This is a genomic window from Archangium sp. (assembly GCF_057119385.1).
Map to the genome: position 1 here is coordinate 13,312 of NZ_DBNGVP010000082.1, position 18,343 is coordinate 31,654.

Below are 18,343 nucleotides of genomic sequence, written 5' to 3' on the forward strand. Positions count from 1 at the left end.
AGAGGTCCCCGGGCTCGTGCTCGGGGCTGCTCCGTACTCCCGCGTCGCCCGCTTTTCCGGGGCTCAGTGGTGGTGGCCCGCGGCCTGCGGCTGGTAGGTCACCGAGAGGATGCTCAGGCGCTTGTGCTTCCCGCCCGGCAGCTGCCACTCGATCTCCTGCCCCACCGACAGCCCGAGCAGCGCCGCTCCCACGGGCGCCAGCACGGACACCCGCCCCTGCTCCATCGAGGCGTCCTTCGGATAGGAGAGCGTCACCTCCCGCGTCTCCCCCGTGTCCTCGTCCCGGTACACCACCCGGCTGTTCATGGTGACGACGTCCGGCGGCACCTGCGTCGGCTCGACGACCTCCGCGCGCAGCAACTCCGCATCGAGCGCGTCCGCCTTGTCGCCCGCGGTCGTGTCGATGAGGGTCCGCAGCCGCTCCATGTCGGTCGACGTGACCACGATCCTCGGCTCTTGCGTACTCATCACGGTTCAATCCTTTGACCCTGCGTGTGGCCGGTCAACCAAGCGGGATCCGAACCATGCCTGCATGGCGGCAGGGCGTCTGGCTCCTGACGTCCCACCGGGCGCAACCCTGACGGCTTGTCAGGGAGTGAGCGTCTCCCCGAAATGCAGACGCAGTGCGTCGAGCACCGCCGGCTCCCGCTCGCCGTTGAAGTGGCGCGCGCCCGGGGCGAGCACCACCTCCGCGCCGAGCCGCTCCTTCCACAGCCGCCCGTTCTCACGGAAGTCCGAGGTGAAGGGATCGTTGTCGGACAGCAGCACCACGAAGCGGCGCGAGGCCGCGCGCACCCGCGAGAGATCCACCGGTGTCTCCATCCACGGAACGAGGCTGTCCCACGGCTTGTCCACGCCCCACCAGGCCGCCACGAGCAGCACGCCGTCCACCGTGCTCCCCGGAGGCAGCTCCGCCAGGTAGCGCACCACCGCCTGGCATCCGACGCTGTGCCCCATCAACACCGTTCCGGGCGCGGGCGCCGTTCCCAGCGTGGCGGTGAGCGCGGGCACCCACGTGCCAATCGTGGGCTGTTTCGGCTCCGGCATGTCCAGCGCGCGCACGGCGTCGAAGCCCGGGGGCCGCTCGCGGAGGAGCCAGGGATAGAAGTCCGAGCCGGAGTGGCCGGCCCAACGGGGGACGATGGTGAGTGTGCGCGTCATGGTGGCTCCCGGGCATAACACCGGCGCGTCCCGCCTTCCCGTGGATACGTGCGGCGGGGAAGGGTGGACAGGGCCGTCCACGCGCCCTCAAGCTGCTCCCCATGGAATTGACCCTCCAGTCCACCGTGAAGCTGAACAATGGCGTGGAGCTGCCCCGGCTGGGCCTTGGCGTCTTCCGCGCGCCCCGGGGCGAGGTGACCCGCCAGGCCGTGCTGGCGGCGCTCGCGGCCGGCTACCGGCACATCGACACCGCCCGCATCTACGGCAACGAGCGCGACGTCGGCGCCGCCGTGCGCGAGAGCGGCCTGCCCCGACAGGACATCTTCGTCACCACCAAGCTGTGGAACGAGGACCAGGGCTATGACTCCGCGCTGCGCGCCTGTGAGCGGAGCCTGAAGGACCTCGGGCTGGAGTACGTGGACCTGTACCTGGTGCACTGGCCCGTGCCGGGCCGGCGGCTCGACTCGTGGCGCGCCCTGGAGAAGCTGCTCGCCGACGGGAAGTGCCGCGCCATCGGCGTGAGCAACTTCCTGGAGCACCACCTCGAGGAACTGCTGGGCAAGGCCCGGGTCGTCCCCGCCGTCAACCAGGTGGAGCAGCACCCCTTCCTCCACCAGCCTTCACTGCTGCGCTACTGCGCGGACAAGGGCATCGCCGTGGAGGCCTACAGCCCGCTCACCAAGGGCATGCGGCTCGGAGATCCTCGCGTCGTGGAGCTCGCCCGGAAGTACGGCAAGTCCCCCGCGCAGGTGCTCATCCGCTGGTGCCTCGAGCATGGGCTCGTGGTCATCCCCAAGTCGGTTCACGCCGAGCGCATCCGCGAGAACGCCAGCGTCTTCGACTTCTCCTTCTCCCCCGAGGACCTGCGGCGGCTCGACGGGATGAACGAGGACCTGTACACCGGGTGGGACCCCACCGACGTGCCCTGAGCCCCGGCGTCTCGCGTGTCCCACCCCGGCCCTTGACTTACCGGTTACACGGGTGTTTCTTATTATCGGGTAGAAATCATCTCGTCTTCTTGAAAGCCGGAGACGGCCAGGTGCGTGGGCGGGGAGGGAGCCTGACGGATGATCCCCCTTTCTGCCCGTGAGGAGCGCCAGCCGGTCATGAGCTCGTCGGACGAGGTGATCATCGTCGGTGGAGGTCCGGTCGGCTCGGTGCTCGCGTTGTTCCTGGCGAGGCGCGGCCTGAAGGTGGACGTCTTCGATCGGGACAGCGGGCTGCGCACGGACCTGTCCATCCGCCCCACCGTCAACCTGACGCTGTGCGAGCGGGGCCTGCGGGTGCTGCGGACGCTCGGGGTCGAGGAGCAGGTGCGCGAGGCCACCGTGCCGCTCTACGGCCGCGCGGTGCATGGGCGGGACGGCTCCACCACCTTCCAGCCCTATGGCAACTCGCGCGAGGCGCTCCAGTGCATCTCGCGCAACAAGCTCTACGAGATGTTGCTGCGGTGCGCGCAGCAGCAGCCCGGCGTCACCTACCACTTCGGCCAGCGCTGCCTGGACGTGGACCTGGAGAGCAACACGCTCACCTTCCAGGACATCCAGACGGGCACCACCTTCCAGCGGCGGGCGCAGCGCATCGTCGGGGCGGATGGGGCCTTCTCCATCGTGCGCCAGCGGCTGCAGCGCTCCAGCCGGTTCGACTACTCGCAGCAGTTCTTCCCGCACAGCTACGTGGAGCTGACCGTGCCGCTCCAGCCGGGCGGCCGGCCTCCCTTCGAGCGCAACGCCATCCACTTCTGGCCGGACGGCGAGGTGGGCCTGCTGGGCATGCCCAACTTCGACGGCAGCCTGATGCTCATGCTGCAGCTGCCCGCCGAGGGCGATGACTGCTCCTTCGAGTCCCTGCGTACGCCCGAGGACGTGCGGCGGCTCTTCGAGGAGCGCTTCCCCCAGCTCGTGCCGCTGATGCCGGACCTGGCCACGGAGTTCTTCTCCCGCCGGCCCAACCCGCTCGTCACCATCCGCTGCTCGCCCTGGTACCACCAGGACAAGGTGGTGCTGGTGGGGGATGCCGCCCACGCCCTGGTGCCCTTCTACGGCCAGGGCATCAACGCCGGCTTCGAGGACTGCGCCACGCTCGATCAGTGCCTCACCACCCACGAGGGCGCCTGGGGCCCCGCGTTCCGCGACTACTCGCGGCTGCGCAAGCCGAACCTGGACCTCATCTCCGACCTGGCCCTCCAGCACTTCTGGGAGCTGCGCGAGCGCGTGGGAGACCCCTCCTTCCACCTGCGCAGGAAGCTCGAGCGCAAGGTCAACAGCCTCTACCCGGACAAGTACCAGTCGCTCTACTCGATGATCTCCTTCACCCCCATGAGCTACGTGGAGGCCTGGAAGAGGGAGCAGGAGCACCAGGCCCTCATCGAGCAGCTGATGCGCCTGGAGGACATCGAGCAGCGCTGGGACGGCCCCGAGGTGGAGGCCGCCATCCATCAGATGATGGGCTCCCGGAGCCGGTGAGCCCGCCCGCTGGGGGGCCCGGCTGGCCTTCCGCGCCGCTCTGCTAGCATGCCCCCCATGAATCTCCCCCCCTTGCCCTTCACCCCCAGGCCCGTGCGCCGGATCTCCCGCATCTCCCGCGAGGAGTTCGTCACCGCCCAGCTCCAGGAGCCCTTCGTGGTGACGGGGAGCCTCGAGTCCTGGCCGCTCTTCCAGCGGATGCGCGAGCGCGAGGGCGACGAGCGGAAGCTGGCCCTGTTGGGCTCGCTCGTGGGCGAGACGCCGGTGTCCTACCACCGCCTGCCCCAGCAGCTGCGGGGCCACTTTCACTTCCAGGAGGGCAACCCCGAGCAGGTGACGTTCGGCAAGGCCACGCGGCGGGAGAACGTGCCCTTCGACGTGCTCGCGCGCGAGCTGCTGGAGTGCCAGCGGGGCGAGTCGGCCGACTCCGTCTACATGCAGGCGCACTTCATCGAGAAGGGCACGCCGCTCTCCGGCGCGCTGGCACCCGGCGTGCTGCCCTTCCTCCCGGAGGACAACGACATCGCGATGATGTGGGTGGGCTCCAACGGGCAAGTGGTCAACCTGCACTACGACGACTTCACCACCGTCATCTGCATGGTCAACGGGGTGAAGCGGGTGACGCTCTTCCCGCCCGAGTCGCTGCCCCACCTGTACCAGGCGCCCTTCGATCGCATGCTCGAGTACTGCCAGACGAGCCTCGTGCGGGTGCTGGAGCCGGACCTGCGGCGCTATCCGCTCTTCGAGCGGGCGCAGCGCGAGGCCTGGGTGGCGGTGCTGGAGCCCGGGGACGTGCTCGTCATGCCGCCCCTGTGGTGGCACCACGTCGAGTCCTTCGGGCTCAACGTGATGGTGAACACCCGGCTGTTCCCCGCGAGCTTCCCGCAGCTCGAGTCGGCGTACTCGAACCTGTCGCAGGCCGTGAAGCTGTTCTTCCCGCGCTCGCAGGAGCAGCGCAACCGGGCCCTGGCGCTCTACCGCGAGGCCGTCTTCGCTCCCGGTGCCGCCGAGCCCGGGCCAGCGCACGCCGAGGCGGTGGCGGAGGAGACGCCCGAGCTGGCGAAGCACCGCGCCGAGACGCGGCGGGTGGCCGAGAGCATCCCGGCCTTCCTGCGCGAGCACCTCGCCCGCTACTACGAGCACTTCGTCTTCCAGGCCTCGGGGGATCCGCACCCCACGCTGCCCGGTGCCTTCGCCGCCATGGTGGAGCGCAACCGCCACTCCCCGACCCTCTTCCCGCGCGATTGAGATGAAATTCGTCTTCCTGCCGTTCTCGGCGCAGGGCCATGTTGGCCCGACCTTGCCCGTTGCCCGCGAGCTGGTCTCCCGGGGCCATGAGGTCGTCTATTACGTGACGGGGGCGTACGAGCAGGCCGTGCGCGGCACCGGCGCGGCCTTCCGGAAGATCGACGACGCGCTCGGCCTGCACCACGTCACGAAGGACGTCACCGGGAAGACGGGCCTCCAGATGTTGGAGGAGGCGATGCCGCACCTGTTCGCCACCTTCCGCCGGGGCCTGGAGCGCGCTCCCGAGATGGCCGCGCGCGTGCGCACCGAGGCCGCCGACTGCGTCGTCTACGACGTGATGTCCACCTGGGGCCGCGCCACCGCGGACCTGCTGCGCCTGCCCACGTCCTCCTTCTACACGACGTACGTGCTGCCCGAGTCCACGCAGAGCGGCAACGAGGTGGGCTCCGGCGGCGAGCAGCCTTCGCGTCCTCCCCTGAAGGAGATCATCGCGATGCTCCGGCTGCGGTGGGCCTCGGAGATGCTCCACTGGCGCCATGGGGTGCCGCGCCGGCGCATGCCCGAGCTGTTCGTGGCCTACGAGGACCTGAACATCGTCTGCGTGCCCCGGAGCTTCCACCCGGACATCGAGCACTTCGACGAGCGCTTCCTGTTCGTGGGGCCCACCACCGTGGCTCCCCGCGAGACACCCACGGACTTCCCCTTCGAGCAGCTCGAGGGCAAGCCCGTCCTGCTCGTGTCCATGGGCACCACCCCGCTGAACCAGCGCCCCGAGTTCTACCGCCCCTGCCTCGAGGCCTTCGGTGGCACACGCTGGCAGGTGGTGATGGTGGTGGGGCAGGGCATCGATCTGGGCTCGCTCGGGCCGATTCCCTCCAACTTCATCCTGCGCCCCTACGTGCCGCAGCCGGAGATCCTCCAGAAGCTGGCCCGGGTCTTCATCACCCACGGCGGGATGAACTCCGTCATGGAGGGCCTGTGGTTCGGCGTCCCCATGCTCGTCTTCCCTCAAATCTCCGAGCATGCGCTGTCGGCGAAGCGGGTGGAGGCGTTCGGGCTCGGCCGCGCGCTGAAGGAAGACGTTGCCCTGAATCCCCAGGCGCTGCTCCAGGCCGTGGAGGCCGTGGATGCGGATCCCAGCCACCGCACGAAGCTGGCGGAGTTCCAGCCCACGCTTCGTGAGGGGGGCGGCCACCGCCGGGCGGCGGAGGCCCTCGAACAGTACGTCCTGCGCAAGCGCGAGCCGGTGGGCCAGCGCGCCGCCTCGTGAGCAAGGTGAAGTCCCGTGTCATTGATTGAAGCCCAGCAACTCACCCGAAGCTTCCGCATCCCCGACAAGGGACCGGGATTCGCCGCCGCGGTCCGGCACCTCGTGCGCCCCCGCTTCATGGAGCGCACCGCGGTGGACCGCATCGACCTGCGTGTCGAGGCCGGCGAGAGCGTGGCGTACGTCGGCCCCAACGGAGCGGGCAAGTCCACCACGCTCAAGATGCTGACGGGCATCCTCGCTCCCACGAGCGGACAGGTCCGCGTGCGCGGGTTGGACCCGCACCGCGACCGCATCGCCAACGCGCGGCACATCGGCGTGGTGTTCGGCCAGCGCTCGCAGCTCTGGTGGGACCTGCCCGTCTTCGAGTCCCTGCGGCTGCTCGGCGACATCTACGACGTGCCCCAGGCGGACTTCACCCGGAACCTGGGCGAGCTGTCCGAGCTGCTCGAGCTGGGCGAGCTGCTCCGGGTGCCCGCGCGGCAGCTCTCCCTGGGCCAGCGGATGCGCTGCGAGGTCGCCGCCGCGCTGCTCCACGGTCCGGACCTCGTCTACCTGGACGAGCCCACGCTCGGGCTGGACGTGGCCGTGAAGGACAACGTCCGGCGCTTCATCCGCCACATCAACCGCGAGCGCGGCGTGACGGTGATGCTCACGTCGCACGACCTGGGCGACATCGAGGACCTGTGCGAGCGCATGGTGATGATCGACGAGGGCCGCATCATCTTCGACGGGCCGCTGCGCACCATGCGCGAGCGCTTCGGCCGGGACTGCGCCATCCACCTGTCGCTGCGCGGGCAGTTGCCGGATGCGCTCGAGGTGGCGCGCAAGACGCTGCCGGAGCTGCCCGCCGCCTGCAGCACCCAGCCCGAGCCGCATGAGCTGGTGGTCCAGTTCGACATGACGCAGGTGCCGGTGGGTCCGGTGGTGGGCCGCCTGCTGGCCGCGCTGCCCGTGCAGGACCTGCGCATCCAGGAGCCCAGCATCGAGTCCATCCTGCGCGAGCTCTACAAGAGCCGGCCCAAGCCCCAGGACGCGCGGCCATGAGCGGCGCCGCCTCGCTCGAGGGACTGCGCATGGCGCCGCGTTCCCGCTACCTCGCGCTGGCCCTCACCGGGGCGCAGCGGATGATCGCCTACCCGCGCACCGTGCTGCTCAACCTGCTGGCCAACCTGGTGTGGCTGGCCGTGTCGTATCAGCTCTGGGGTGCGGTGTTCTCGTCCACCGCCCAGGTGGGCAGCTTCGACTGGGCGCGCATGCGGACGTATGTGCTGCTCGCCCAGTCGCTCGCCCTGTTCCTCAACGCCACGGACTCCGTCTACCGCATGGTGATCCTGGTCCGCATGGGCGACATCGCCACCGAGCTGCTGCGCCCCTATGACATCCTCCGGGGACAGCTCGCCCTCAGCACCGGCTCGGCCCTGGTGAGTGGAGGCCTGGGGGCGGTGGTCATCGCCGCCGTGGGCTTCGTGTGGCTGGACGCGCTCCCGCCCGTCTCGATGGGCGCGGCCGTGCTGTTCGGGGTGAGCGTGCTGTTGGGCTTCCTCATCCGCTTCCTCGTGGGCTTCATCTCGGCGTTGATCACCTTCTGGACGATGAACTGGCTGGGGGTGAGCTGGTTGCAGATGGCCCTGGTGAGCATCCTCTCGGGGGCGCTGATTCCCCTGGAGCTGTACCCGGAGTGGCTGCGCTCGCTCGCGCTCGTGTTTCCCTTTCACGGCATCCTCCACACGCCCCTGGCCATCTACCTGGGAGACCTCCAGGGAGACGCGCTCTCGCGAGCGCTGGCGGTCCAGGCGTTCTGGGTGGTGGCGCTCTGGGGGCTCGCCCGGCTGATGTGGCGTCCCGGGGTGCGTGCCCTGGAAATCCAGGGAGGCTGAGCATGTTCGCGCGACCCTCCCGTCTGGTGTGGATCTACTTCCGGCTCCAACTGCTGCACCTGCGCTCGCAGCTCGAGTACGAGGCCGACTTCTGGGTGGGCATCGTCGGAGCGGCGATGCGCCATGTGGCCGGCTTCCTGTTCATCTGGGCGGTGTTCCGCCAGGTGCCCCAGGTGCACGGCTGGACGATGTGGGAGCTGCTGTTCCTCTACGGGCTGGCCATCGTCCCCATGGGGCTGGTGGAGCTGTTCTACGACGGTCCCTGGCGGCTCTCGGAGCTCATCAACGAGGGGCGTCTGGACCGGGTGCTGCTGCGCCCGCTGCCCGCGGGGTTGCAGGTGGTCACCGAGGCCTCCAGCCTCCACGGGGTGGGCAGCGTGCTCTTAGGGCTCGTGCTGCTGGTGCGTGCGGGGTCGGAGCTGCACCTCAGCCTGGCGCCCTGGCAGTACGCCTTCGCGGCGGTGTGCATGGTGGGCTCGGTGCTGCTCGTCGGCTCGCTCTTCTTCATCACCCAGTGCCTGGCGTTCTGGGAGCCCTCCACCACCATGTCGCTGTGCACGCTGGTGCAGGAGATGACGGCGCTGGCCCGCTTCCCCGTCACCCTCTACGAGCAGCTCTTCCGCGTGCTCCTCACCTGGGTGATTCCGTTCGCCTTCATCAGCTATTTCCCGGGGCTCGTGTTGCTGGGCCGGCCGGAGGCCAATGCCTGGCTGGGGTACGGCTCGCCACTCGTCGGGGTGGTGGTGACCTTCGTGGCCGCCCGTGTCTGGGGATTCAGCTTGAAGCACTATGAGGGGGCGGGGAGCTGACCATGCACGAACACCCTATCTACCTGGACCACAACGCCACCGCGCCGTTGCTGCCCGAGGTGGTGGACGCGATGGTGCCGTACCTGCGCGAGCACTTCGGCAACCCGTCGAGTGCCCACGTCTACGGGCGCCGGGCCAAGGCGGCCGTCGACCAGGCGAGGGCCCAGGTGGCGGCGCTGCTCGGCGCGGCGGCGGAGGAGATCTTCTTCGTCGCGCATGGCACCGAGGCCAACAACCTCGCCATCCGCGGCGTGCTGGCGGCGCTGCCGGAGAAGCGGCACGTGGTGACGTGCGTGACCGAGCATCCGGCCACCGTCGAGCCGTGCCGCCAATGGGAGAAACAGGGCGGGCAGGTGACGTGGCTTCCGGTGGACGGAGAGGGCCGCATCCATGTCTCGGAGGCGGTGGCCGCGCTGCGGAGCGACACGGCGCTCGTCACGCTCATGCACGCCAACAACGAGACGGGCGTGCTGCAGCCCATCGCCGAGGTGGCGCGCGAGGCCCGGGCGCGGGGTGTATTGATGCACACCGACGCGGCCCAGTCGGTGGGCAAGCTGCCGGTGTCCGTCGAGGGGCTCGGCGTGGACCTGCTCACGGTGGTGGGCCACAAGTTCGGCGCGCCCAAGGGCGTGGGGGCACTGTACGTGCGCAAGGGCACGCCGGTGCGTCCGGTGCTGCTCGGCGCGGGGCACGAGCGCGGCCTGCGTCCGGGCACGGAGAACGTCGCTTCCATCGTGGGGCTCGGGGTGGCCTGCGAGGTGGCGCTCCGCACCGTGGAGACGGAGTCGGCGCGGGTGAGGGGACTGCGCGATGAGCTGTGGGAGCGGCTGCGGGCGCGCGTCCCGGGACTGGCGCTCAACGGCCATCCGGTGGAGCGGCTGCCCAACACGCTGAACGTCCGCTTCCCCGGAGTGAGTGGCACCGCCCTGCTGGCGGCGGCTCCCGAGGTGGCCGCGTCCACGGGCTCGGCGTGCCACGCGGGCGAGGAGTCCGCCTCCTCCATCATCACCGCCATGGGCGTGGAGCCCTCGGCGGCGCTGGGTTCGGTGCGCCTGACGCTCGGGCGGACGACGACGCGGGAGGACGTGGTGGCCGCCGCCGAGGCGCTCGCCACCGCGTGGAAGCGGTGGGTGGAGAGAGCCCGGGCCGGCGGCCCGTGAGCGGCCCGAACACTTCAAGGTGGGATTCCGTCACGGTTTGGAAGTCCGCCATGTGTCCAACGCGGTCTCGGCGGACAGGCAGAAATGCATGGGTTCTACATAGGGGCCGCACCTGCGTGCTGGTAGTGAATCATTGTTCATCGGGCTGCCTGGATCGATAGTTCCACCCAGTTCAACAATCTCTATGGTCGTTTACAATTTGCGACTCGTACAGGCGAGGAGGTGCAGCATGCCCACTCGTCTTGGTGATGCGGCCACCGCGTGCGCACGGCCGCACCCAGCACGGGTGGCTTTCTACTGACAAGTTGACTGGGCCGACCCGGGAGAAGCTGACAGACTTCCTGCAAAGAAACGCGCGGAGAACACGGGTCATTGAGGTGGAGGAAGCCCAGATACTCGAGACGACGAAACAATTACGCGTGGCACTCGAGCTGCCAGAAGATTTGACGGGTGGTGCGCCATGACCCGGTGGCCCCTCTGGGCGGTTCTGTCCCCAGGTGAGCCCGCACGGCTGGAGAGCCTTGCCCGCTCCATCGTGATGTCGGATTTGGATCAAGAACTCGGGAATGAGCAGCCCTTCGAGGTCATCCCGGGCAGTGGCCATTACCATGCCATCGTGGGAACGGACCCCAGCGACGTGGGCGCGGAGATGCAACTCGCCGAGGAACTATCGCTCGAAGGTGATGAGCCGGTGTACTCGATTGAACGCGCCAACGACCCCTGGACCGTCATGTCATGGCGAAACGGTGCTCTACAGGTCGAGGAGGTAGACCCAGAAGAGCTGGCGAAGTCTCTCGGCTGCCCGCTGCCAGGTACCGAGGACTCTTCGGACTCGCCCGCGAGGAAATCTCTGCAAAAGGTCGCTCTGGCGGAAGGCGTCTGTGCGCAAGAGGCCATTCGGGTGCTGGAGGAGGAAGCGGGCGAACCGCTCGTCCCGGGGCTCTATCGTCTTGAGGACACGTCGCGAGGACTGCTTATCGCCAGCGGGACGGGCGACATCGGGTACGCCGACATCACTGTGTCGGAGCGGTTTCCCCATGCGACCGTGTATACGGTCATTGCCACGCCGGGCCTGGACGATTTTTTTGTCACCATCAGGCGAGGGGGTGAGGGAGTCGAAGAGTTCGCCCAGCCACCTGAAGCGTTTCCGCGGCTTCGGGTTGCTAGCGAAATCAAGGGGCAGCGCGCACCCGAGCGGATTCTCGCGGAGTTGGGCATCCCGGCGGAGTGGTTCCGGAATGACTGACGAACGACGGGGCGGCTTCTCCCTGTCACGTCGTGCCGAACCCTCCCGGGCCTGAGCCGCTCAGGCCGGCTCGGTTGAGCGGGAGCCCAGGTGCAAAGGGGCAACCGGTTGGGCCATACTTCGGCTCCCCCCAGGCGATCCCGAGGCACGCACCTTGGCCGAGTCCACCCCCGCGCTCTCCCAGACGGCGTTCGTCCAACAACTCAACTTCTGGGCTCGTGACGCGAGCAACGAGTCCGCGGCGCTCCTGGGCACCTTCGCGCTCGGGATGTTCGCGCACCTCCCGGACGAGGCGGCCTCCGCGCCCATCTCCCTGGAGTCGCTCGCCCAGCGCATCGGCGGCACCGTGCGGGGCACGCGCTCCGTCATCGAGCCGCTCGTCGGGCTCGGCTTCGTCCGGCTGGAGGAGGGGAGGGGGTACTCGCTCCCGGCGTCCAGTGCCTTCCTGCGTCAGGAGGGTTTCGCCGCCCGGATGCGCGAGGCGCTGGACGGTTGGCTCGTGTCCGCGAAGCTGCCCGAGGCCCTGCGCACGGGCGCTCCGGTGGAGGGGCGGGGTGGCTCCATTGATCTGCTCGGGTGGTATCGCCAGGAGTTCCTCTCGCCCCGTGCTCCCGCGCCGAGCCCCATCGCCGCGGACTACGAGGACCGGGCCGTCCGCAACTTCCTGCGCACCCAGGCGCTCGTGACGAGCGGCACGGTGGGCCTGCTCGAGGCCATGGTGTCCGGCCCCCGGCCGTTCGAGGAGCTGGCGAAGGCCACCGCCTCCCAGCCCGAGGCCCTGCGGGTGCTGCTCGGAGTGCTCGTGTCCATGGGGCTCGTCCGTCAGGAGGGCGATGCCTTCGGCTTCTCCGAGCTGGCCGGACGCTCCCTGGATGCCACCAGCTTGCCGTACTTCCAGCGCGCGCTGCCGGCCACCATGGACTACTGGGAGGCTTTCGCGCACCTGGACGAGGCCGTCACCCAGCGCAAATTCCGTCTGGATCTGCGTGACCCGGAGACGGCGAAGCGCATCTACCAGCAGAACGCCTCGCGCATCACCGGCATCTTCGTCTCCCACCTCAAGCTGGGCCGCAAGGCGGCGGAGCTCGTTGCGAGCATGCGCCCGCTGAAGGACGCACGGGTGCTCGACGTGGGCACCGGCTCGGGTGTCTGGGGCGCCGCCTTCGGACTGGCGGACCCCTCCGTGCACGTCACCTACCTGGACTCCGAGCACGTCCTGGAGCAGGTGAAGCCCAACATCGCGAAGCTCAAGCTGGAGGGGCGCGCGCGCTATTGGGCCGGGGACTGCCTCTCCGTGGACTATGGCGAGTCCCAGTACGACATCATCCTCCTGCCCCAGGTCATTCCCGCGCTGCCTCCCGAGGAGCTGCCGCGCCTCTTCGGGCAGCTCGCCCGCGCGCTGCGTCCCCGGGGCCTGCTCCTCATCTCCGGCTACCTGCTGACGGACCGGCGCGATGGGCCCCTGGACGCGCTCTACTTCGCGCTGCGCCGCTACGTGTCCAACGAGGGCGACGTGCTGTCCATGCCCGACTTCCGCCGGCTGCTCGAGCCCGTGGGCCTCACGTCCTCCCGTGGTTTCGAGATGCCCATCCAGCAGGTCGTCGTCGCCTCGCGCGGGGACGTCCCCTGGCCCGAGGCCGCCCCGGCCCGTTGACGTCTTTCTCTTCCTTCCCGCCTGGACCGACATGGACCTTCTTCGCTCGTTCTTCATGGAGGACTACCTCGAGGGCTCGCGCTTCACCGCGCGCTACAACCTCGGCGAGTCCGGTGCTCGGCCCCGCACCGTGGGCGAGCTGCTCACCGGCTCCGGCGTCAGCCCCCAGCAGGCCATGGACACGTTCCTGTCCACCCTGCTGCGCGACAGCCCCAACTGGGGCCGTGCCGATCTGCGCGACCTCGTGGCCGCCATGCACCCCGGCACCACGCGCGACAACGTCCTCATCACCACCGGCACCAGCGAGGCCCTGCTGCTCCTCTTCCGGCAGCTCCAGCCTCGCAAGGTGGCCCTCGCCTGGCCCGCCTTCCAGCTCCTCTACGAGCTGCCCATGCAGCAGGGCGCGGAGATCGTCCGCCTGCCCGTGCGCTGGGACGCGCGCGGCGTGCCCTCCGTCGATGCCGATGAGTGGCTCGCCCTGCTCGAGCGCGAGTCCCCGGACGTCGTCATCATCAACAACCCCCACAACCCGAGCGGCCTGGTGCTCGAGCCGGCGTTGCTGGACCGTGTCTCGCGTTGGGTGGATACGTCCGGCGCCACGCTCGTGGGGGACGAGCACTACCGCTTCCTCTCCTCGGAGACCGAGGTGCTGGGCGCCACCGTGTACCGCCCGGGCACGCGCTCCTTCGTCACCGGCTCGTTCATCAAGTGCCTCGGCTGTCCGGGGCTGCGCATCGGCTGGTGCGTCGGCGATACCGCCATGCTGGCGCGCATGCAGAACGAGAAGAACTACACCACGCACACCGTGAATCCCGTCACCGAGTGGATCTCCCACGAGGTGCTCAAGGACCTCGGCAGCCCCGTGCTCACCGAGGCACGCGAGGACTGGCGGCGCAACCGGCGCGCCCTGGCCTCCTTCCTGGAGCGCTCCCAGGGCGTGTACGGCGTGGCTCCGGCCGGAGGCCTCGTCACCTGCATCGGCGTGCGCGGCGTGGCCGGCCCGAAGGAGTTCGAGGCGAAGCTCCAGGCGCTCGGCGAGGCCGGGGTGTTCGTGCTGCCGCTCAGTGCCATGGAGCACGGCGAGCCCTCGGGCACCCATCCGCTGGAGCGCGGCCACGGCTTCCGCCTGGGCCTGGGCATGTCTCCCGAGCGCTTCCCCGAGGCCCTGGATGCCATCGAGCGCGTCACCCGCGGCTGAGCGGTCCGCGCTCCCCTACAGCAGCGAGGAGAAGGCGTGCGGGCGGTCCGCGTACTCCGGATCCGACAGGAGGAGCGCGTGGACGCGGCCCTGCGCGGTGGTGGGCACGGCCGGGAAGAGGTGGTGCGTGAGGTGGTACTGGTCGTTGCGCGGGAAGAGCACGCGGTTGAGCAGGCCCCACCGGAAGATGTGGTTGCGCGAGCGGTGGAACTCGTCCGCCTCGCCGATGATGCCCGCGTGGTCCACCGCGTCCGACCAGTAGCGGATGACCTGGTAGGCCACGAAGTAGGGCAGCCCGTAGAAGAGCAGGAAGTTCTTCCAGCCGATGCCCCACTGGGCCAGCGCGAGCAGCCCGGCCAGGAAGGCCCACCGGCCCAGTGTCACCGGCCATGGATCCGTGCGGCTCCACAGCACCGGGCGCACGAAGGACGGCAGGTGGCCGAGCAGCAGCGGCTTGAGCAGGTGGCGCCGCGCGAAGTGCTCCGTGGGCTCGGCGAACCCGAACTTGCGCCGGGGCACGAAGTCCAGGTCCTTCACCGGGTCCCCGAGGTGCTGGTGGTGCGTGAAGTGCTCGCGCGTGTAGGGCTCCAGCGCCGTCAGGTCGATGATGGCCAGCACGTGCCCGAAGACGCGGTTGGCGCGCTTGCCGCGCACGAACATGCCGTGACACGCCTCGTGCAGCATGTTGCCGAGCGCGCGGAACCGCGTGGCGATGAAGAAGGCCACCAGAGGGTAGAGGCACCCGCCCACCACGGGATTCGCGTTCAGCAGCGCGTGCGCCGCCACCGCCGCGCCCACGCCCAGCCCGATGTGGAACGCCAGGTGCCCGAGCCCCGCGGCCTTCGAGTGCGCGTGGTTGCCCAGCCGGGCCACCTCGCGCGCGTACTTCGCCCTCAGCCGCGCCGCCTCCGAGCTGGATCGCTCCCGCACGGCGGACGCCGGGCCATCGCTCGTGTCGCGGGGGCTGTCCAACGGCGCCAGGGCCATGCCGCCTTCCAAGGAAATGGAAAAAGTGTAATCCGAGCCTAAGCCGAGACTGCTGGTGTGGGCAAGCCAGCGGGGTCCAGAAGGGCATGGCGCGGTGTGTCAGGAGCCCCGGCGTCGCCCCGCCACGCGCGACTGATCAGGGGTGCAACCGTACCTTCAGACGTTCCACATCGGCATTGGGCCGCCCCAGGAGAGCATCGAGCAGTCGTTCCTCGATGGCCTCCTGTTCCCAGACCGCTGCCCGCTCGAGACCCACACACTCCTGGGGTTCAGCGGCTCGCTCATTGCCAGCGGTGTCGAAGATCGTGCAGCGGCGGAAGTCTCCCAGATCCTGCATGAATCGAACGAGAGGCTGGCACAGGTGCTCCTCGAGCGCTCTCCACCCCATCATCTCCCATGAGTCCAGAGCCAGATGGCGCACAGCTGTCTTGAAGAGTACGGGTCTTGACGCGATCCCATCCAGATCCGAATCCGGGCTCATGGTTCTGTGTTGATAGAAGGCCGCATACGGTGATTCGAGCAACCTTCCGTAGCCGTAGGAACCATCCGCGAGAGCAATCCTGACAAATGAGCCTGGTTTGTATTTCTGCTTTCGCATTCCTCAATCTCCGGTGTACGGGTACAGCTGGCCCCATTTCTTCGTGGCGGCATCGTGAAACAGCCTGCCCAGCGGATTGTCTTTCGCCACGCCGCGATTGAGGTTCTCGGTTCGATGCAGTCCTCGGGTTTCGGACTGGGCTCCTCCAAATGAGTCAATCAACTGTTGCTCTCTTCCACGAGTTCGCCAATAAGCGATATCGCTATATCTGTTGACGTAGTCAACTGCGGTTCCGGTATCGAACTGATCAAGCACGGCCTGCCGGAATCCGGGGGTTTTCGGTTCATCATTTTCATCAACATGATGGTTCGAATCACGTGCATCAACAGCTTTTTCAGCCTGCGGCCGGAGCGGTCTATTCAGGTCGACAACCATGCTTGTTCGCCCAGAATAATGGCGGTTGGTCCTCAAGTTGAACTTCGTATAGGTTGCATAGATGCGGCCCAAACGTTTCTTGTCTCCATCACCATCTGGAGTTGGCAATGGCGCGGGGGACGAATGGGGCCCGAACACCGGCTTCATCTCAGACGTGTGCGCAGGTGTTGTATTGGTGGCACCGGTCTTCGGCGCGTAACAACCCTGCACCCAACCCTGGATGTCACCGAAGTGCGTTCCGTAGAATGAGTCCGCAATGTCAATCGGGGTGGCCACTCCGTCCATGGCCGCCTTGACGGTCAGGCAGACCAGTACAATGCTTCCTCCTGCCGCAACAACCGCGCCGCCAGCCACGAGGGGTTTTCCCGTCGCAGCGGGAGCCCCTGCTTCTGCCACGGTCGTGGCTCCTCGTGGTACGAGCTGGAGCACGGCGCGAGGAATGCCATTCCCCAATCCTTCGCCGGAAATACCCTGGAGCGGCGTCGGCGGGGAGGGTGCAGCGGTTGACGCTGGCAGAGCCGCCTGCTGCGCTAGCCGCACCGGCGTGGAGTGGATGCCATTGGAGCCGTGGCTGATGCCGGGACGAACGCTTCTTGCCACGCCGCTGCATCCTGCGACGAGCATGGATAGCAGCAGCGCCACCGTGCGCAAAGGCGCCACTGCCATGTCAGGCGGCGGCGCGCGGAGGCGGTGCGAGCTGCGTGGGCAGCGTCACCCCGGGCCGTGCCGCGAGGAGGAGTTCCTGCGTCGGCAGCGGCAGGCACACCGTCGCGGTGAGTCCCACGTCCGCCAGCAGCGCAGCGTACTCCGAGTGGGACAGCAGGTCCCCCTCGTTGGTGAGGAAGCGCCTCAGCCCGAAGTAGAGGTGGTCCAGCGGGCCGTCCCGCCGCTCGTGGAGCACGTACTCGGCGATGACCAGGATGCCCTCCGGCTTCAGCGCGCGCGCCACCCGGCGGAACATGTCCGGCAGGGACTCGGGCCGCAGCACGTTGAGCACCTGCGGCAGGATGATGAAGTCGTACGCGGCCTCGCCGAAGTCCTGCGTGAAGAGGTTGCCCGGCCAGAAGCGCGCCTGCCCCAGCGCCTTGAGCTGCTCCACGTTGCGCCGCGCCTGCTGCAGCACCACCTCCTGATCGAAGTAGGTGACGTGCGCCGTGGGCTCCGTCCGCGCGAACGCCACGCCCCACACCCCCGAGCCCGTTCCAATATCCAGCACCGACGCGCCCGCCAGCGGACGCACCTGCGCCAGCGTCGCCGCCGCTCGCCGGCTGAGCTGGAAGTGCGAGGCGAACACCGCCGTGATCTGATTCGAGTTGTCCGCGTAGAAGCGCCGGCTCACCTCGGCGTCCTTCAAGTCCAGGATGAAGCGCTCGTGCCGCACCGTCTCCTCGAGCCGCTCCAGCGCCTCCCAGTACTGCGCGGACACGGAGAAGGAGCGCAGCAGGTACGGCAGTGCCTTGCCGTCGAGCACCTGCCGGGCCTCCTCCGTGAGGCCGCTCGTGGTGCCCTCGGTCCGCGTGAGGCCCAGGTGCTCCAATACCTCCAGCACCCGCCGCAGGCCCCGCTCGCTGGCCCCCGTGGCCGCCCGCAGCGCCGCCTCGTCCTTCGCGCCCGTGGCGAGCTGCTCGAGCAGCCCCAGCCGGCCCGCCGTCACCAGCAGCCACGTGCGCGCCGCACTGCGCGCGAACCGGTCGAAGAAGTCCTCCGCCTCGGGCGGGGGCGCGGGCACCGCCTCCAGGAAGAGCCGCCGGTAGTGCTCCAGCACGTCCCAACGCTGGCCCCCGGCGGTGACGGGCTCTCCCGTCTTCACCGCCTCCTCCAGGTGGCCGATGGGGCCCCACCAGCGCGCCGCCTCCCTCAGCCGCTCCCGGAACGCCGCATCCTTCAGGAAGGTGGCCACCGGCTTCGTCACCGAGAGGCCTCGCGCCTCGTCCATGTGCACCAGCCCCAGGCACACCAGCAGCTCCACCAGCGACCGCACGCCCCGCACCGGGGCCCCCACCTTCCCGGCCAGTGCGTCCACCTTCACTGGCGTGCCTTCTCCCTGCACGGGCAGTGCGTCGAAGAGGCCCAGGCTCAGCGACGTCCGCAGCAGCGCGGACTCGTTGGAGGCGTTGCGCGCCCAGAAATGCAGAGACTGCGCCAGGGAGGGGGGCGTGGCGCTCGGGGGTGCCGACATCGATTCCTCGTGGGGGAGGGGGGACTCCAGCTTCGCGCCTTTGCCCCATCTGGAGCAACCTCCCCGGTTTCCCGGGGATAACAGGCTCGCGGGATTCTGCGTTACCATGGGCCCAT

The 18,343-nt window shown here is 68.8% G+C and carries 17 protein-coding genes; 11 read left to right on the forward strand and 6 right to left on the reverse strand.

Features of this window, described 5'->3' with window-relative positions; translation table 11 throughout:
* Window positions 1–63: 63 nt before the first annotated feature.
* Both rnk and AC16DP_RS20155 read right to left on the reverse strand, forming a co-directional pair.
* Window positions 64–468 (reverse strand): nucleoside diphosphate kinase regulator, encoded by a 405-nt coding sequence (gene rnk / locus AC16DP_RS20150; RefSeq protein WP_329725639.1) that lies wholly within the window; start codon window positions 466–468, stop codon window positions 64–66.
* 120 nt (window positions 469–588) lie between these two features.
* A complete protein-coding gene (locus AC16DP_RS20155; protein ID WP_329725640.1) occupies window positions 589–1,161 on the reverse strand; it encodes an RBBP9/YdeN family alpha/beta hydrolase in 573 nt (190 codons plus the stop codon).
* A 101-nt stretch (window positions 1,162–1,262) separates the two neighbouring features.
* Here AC16DP_RS20155 and AC16DP_RS20160 point away from each other — a divergent pair, with 101 nt between their 5' ends.
* The 11 genes from AC16DP_RS20160 (at window position 1,263) to AC16DP_RS20210 (ending at window position 14,088) form a co-directional block, all read left to right on the forward strand.
* Window positions 1,263–2,090 carry an aldo/keto reductase gene (locus tag AC16DP_RS20160; protein ID WP_329725641.1) on the forward strand — a complete coding sequence of 276 codons (828 nt, stop codon included), beginning with the start codon at window positions 1,263–1,265 and terminating at the stop codon, window positions 2,088–2,090.
* A 177-nt stretch (window positions 2,091–2,267) separates the two neighbouring features.
* Entirely contained in the window at window positions 2,268–3,626 is a 1,359-nt protein-coding gene (locus AC16DP_RS20165) for an FAD-dependent oxidoreductase (protein ID WP_329725642.1), read from the forward strand.
* A gap of 57 nt (window positions 3,627–3,683) precedes the next feature.
* Complete coding sequence (locus AC16DP_RS20170) at window positions 3,684–4,874, forward strand: cupin-like domain-containing protein (protein ID WP_329725643.1); 1,191 nt, start codon at window positions 3,684–3,686, stop codon at window positions 4,872–4,874.
* A gap of 1 nt (window position 4,875) precedes the next feature.
* Window positions 4,876–6,144, forward strand: a complete 1,269-nt coding sequence (locus AC16DP_RS20175; protein WP_329725644.1) for a macrolide family glycosyltransferase — start codon at window positions 4,876–4,878, stop codon at window positions 6,142–6,144.
* A gap of 15 nt (window positions 6,145–6,159) precedes the next feature.
* Window positions 6,160–7,188 (forward strand): ABC transporter ATP-binding protein, encoded by a 1,029-nt coding sequence (locus AC16DP_RS20180; RefSeq protein ID WP_329725645.1) that lies wholly within the window; start codon window positions 6,160–6,162, stop codon window positions 7,186–7,188.
* On the forward strand, window positions 7,185–8,021 hold the full coding sequence (locus AC16DP_RS20185) for an ABC transporter permease (protein WP_329725646.1): 837 nt from the start codon (window positions 7,185–7,187) through the stop codon (window positions 8,019–8,021). The genes AC16DP_RS20180 and AC16DP_RS20185 overlap by 4 nt, the downstream gene beginning before the upstream one ends.
* Before the next feature lie 2 nt (window positions 8,022–8,023).
* Complete coding sequence (locus AC16DP_RS20190; protein ID WP_329725647.1) at window positions 8,024–8,830, forward strand: ABC transporter permease; 807 nt, start codon at window positions 8,024–8,026, stop codon at window positions 8,828–8,830.
* A 2-nt stretch (window positions 8,831–8,832) separates the two neighbouring features.
* Window positions 8,833–9,990, forward strand: a complete 1,158-nt coding sequence (locus tag AC16DP_RS20195; RefSeq protein WP_329725648.1) for a cysteine desulfurase family protein — start codon at window positions 8,833–8,835, stop codon at window positions 9,988–9,990.
* A gap of 460 nt (window positions 9,991–10,450) precedes the next feature.
* Window positions 10,451–11,236 carry a hypothetical protein gene (locus tag AC16DP_RS20200; RefSeq protein WP_329725649.1) on the forward strand — a complete coding sequence of 262 codons (786 nt, stop codon included), beginning with the start codon at window positions 10,451–10,453 and terminating at the stop codon, window positions 11,234–11,236.
* Between the two features lie 154 nt (window positions 11,237–11,390).
* Complete coding sequence (locus AC16DP_RS20205) at window positions 11,391–12,890, forward strand: class I SAM-dependent methyltransferase (protein WP_329725650.1); 1,500 nt, start codon at window positions 11,391–11,393, stop codon at window positions 12,888–12,890.
* A gap of 31 nt (window positions 12,891–12,921) precedes the next feature.
* Entirely contained in the window at window positions 12,922–14,088 is a 1,167-nt protein-coding gene (locus tag AC16DP_RS20210; RefSeq protein ID WP_329725651.1) for a pyridoxal phosphate-dependent aminotransferase, read from the forward strand.
* Between the two features lie 15 nt (window positions 14,089–14,103).
* Here AC16DP_RS20210 and AC16DP_RS20215 read toward each other — a convergent pair whose 3' ends face one another.
* From AC16DP_RS20215 to AC16DP_RS20230, 4 genes are all read right to left on the reverse strand, one after another.
* Window positions 14,104–15,075 (reverse strand): fatty acid desaturase, encoded by a 972-nt coding sequence (locus AC16DP_RS20215; protein WP_329725652.1) that lies wholly within the window; start codon window positions 15,073–15,075, stop codon window positions 14,104–14,106.
* Window positions 15,076–15,211: 136 nt separating this feature from the next.
* Entirely contained in the window at window positions 15,212–15,673 is a 462-nt protein-coding gene (locus AC16DP_RS20220; protein WP_329725653.1) for an Imm26 family immunity protein, read from the reverse strand.
* Between the two features lie 3 nt (window positions 15,674–15,676).
* Complete coding sequence (locus tag AC16DP_RS20225) at window positions 15,677–16,444, reverse strand: hypothetical protein (RefSeq protein ID WP_329725654.1); 768 nt, start codon at window positions 16,442–16,444, stop codon at window positions 15,677–15,679.
* A 271-nt stretch (window positions 16,445–16,715) separates the two neighbouring features.
* Window positions 16,716–18,227: a class I SAM-dependent methyltransferase gene (locus AC16DP_RS20230; RefSeq protein WP_329725655.1), complete on the reverse strand. Its 1,512-nt coding sequence runs from the start codon at window positions 18,225–18,227 to the stop codon at window positions 16,716–16,718.
* Between the last annotated feature and the right edge of the window lie 116 nt (window positions 18,228–18,343).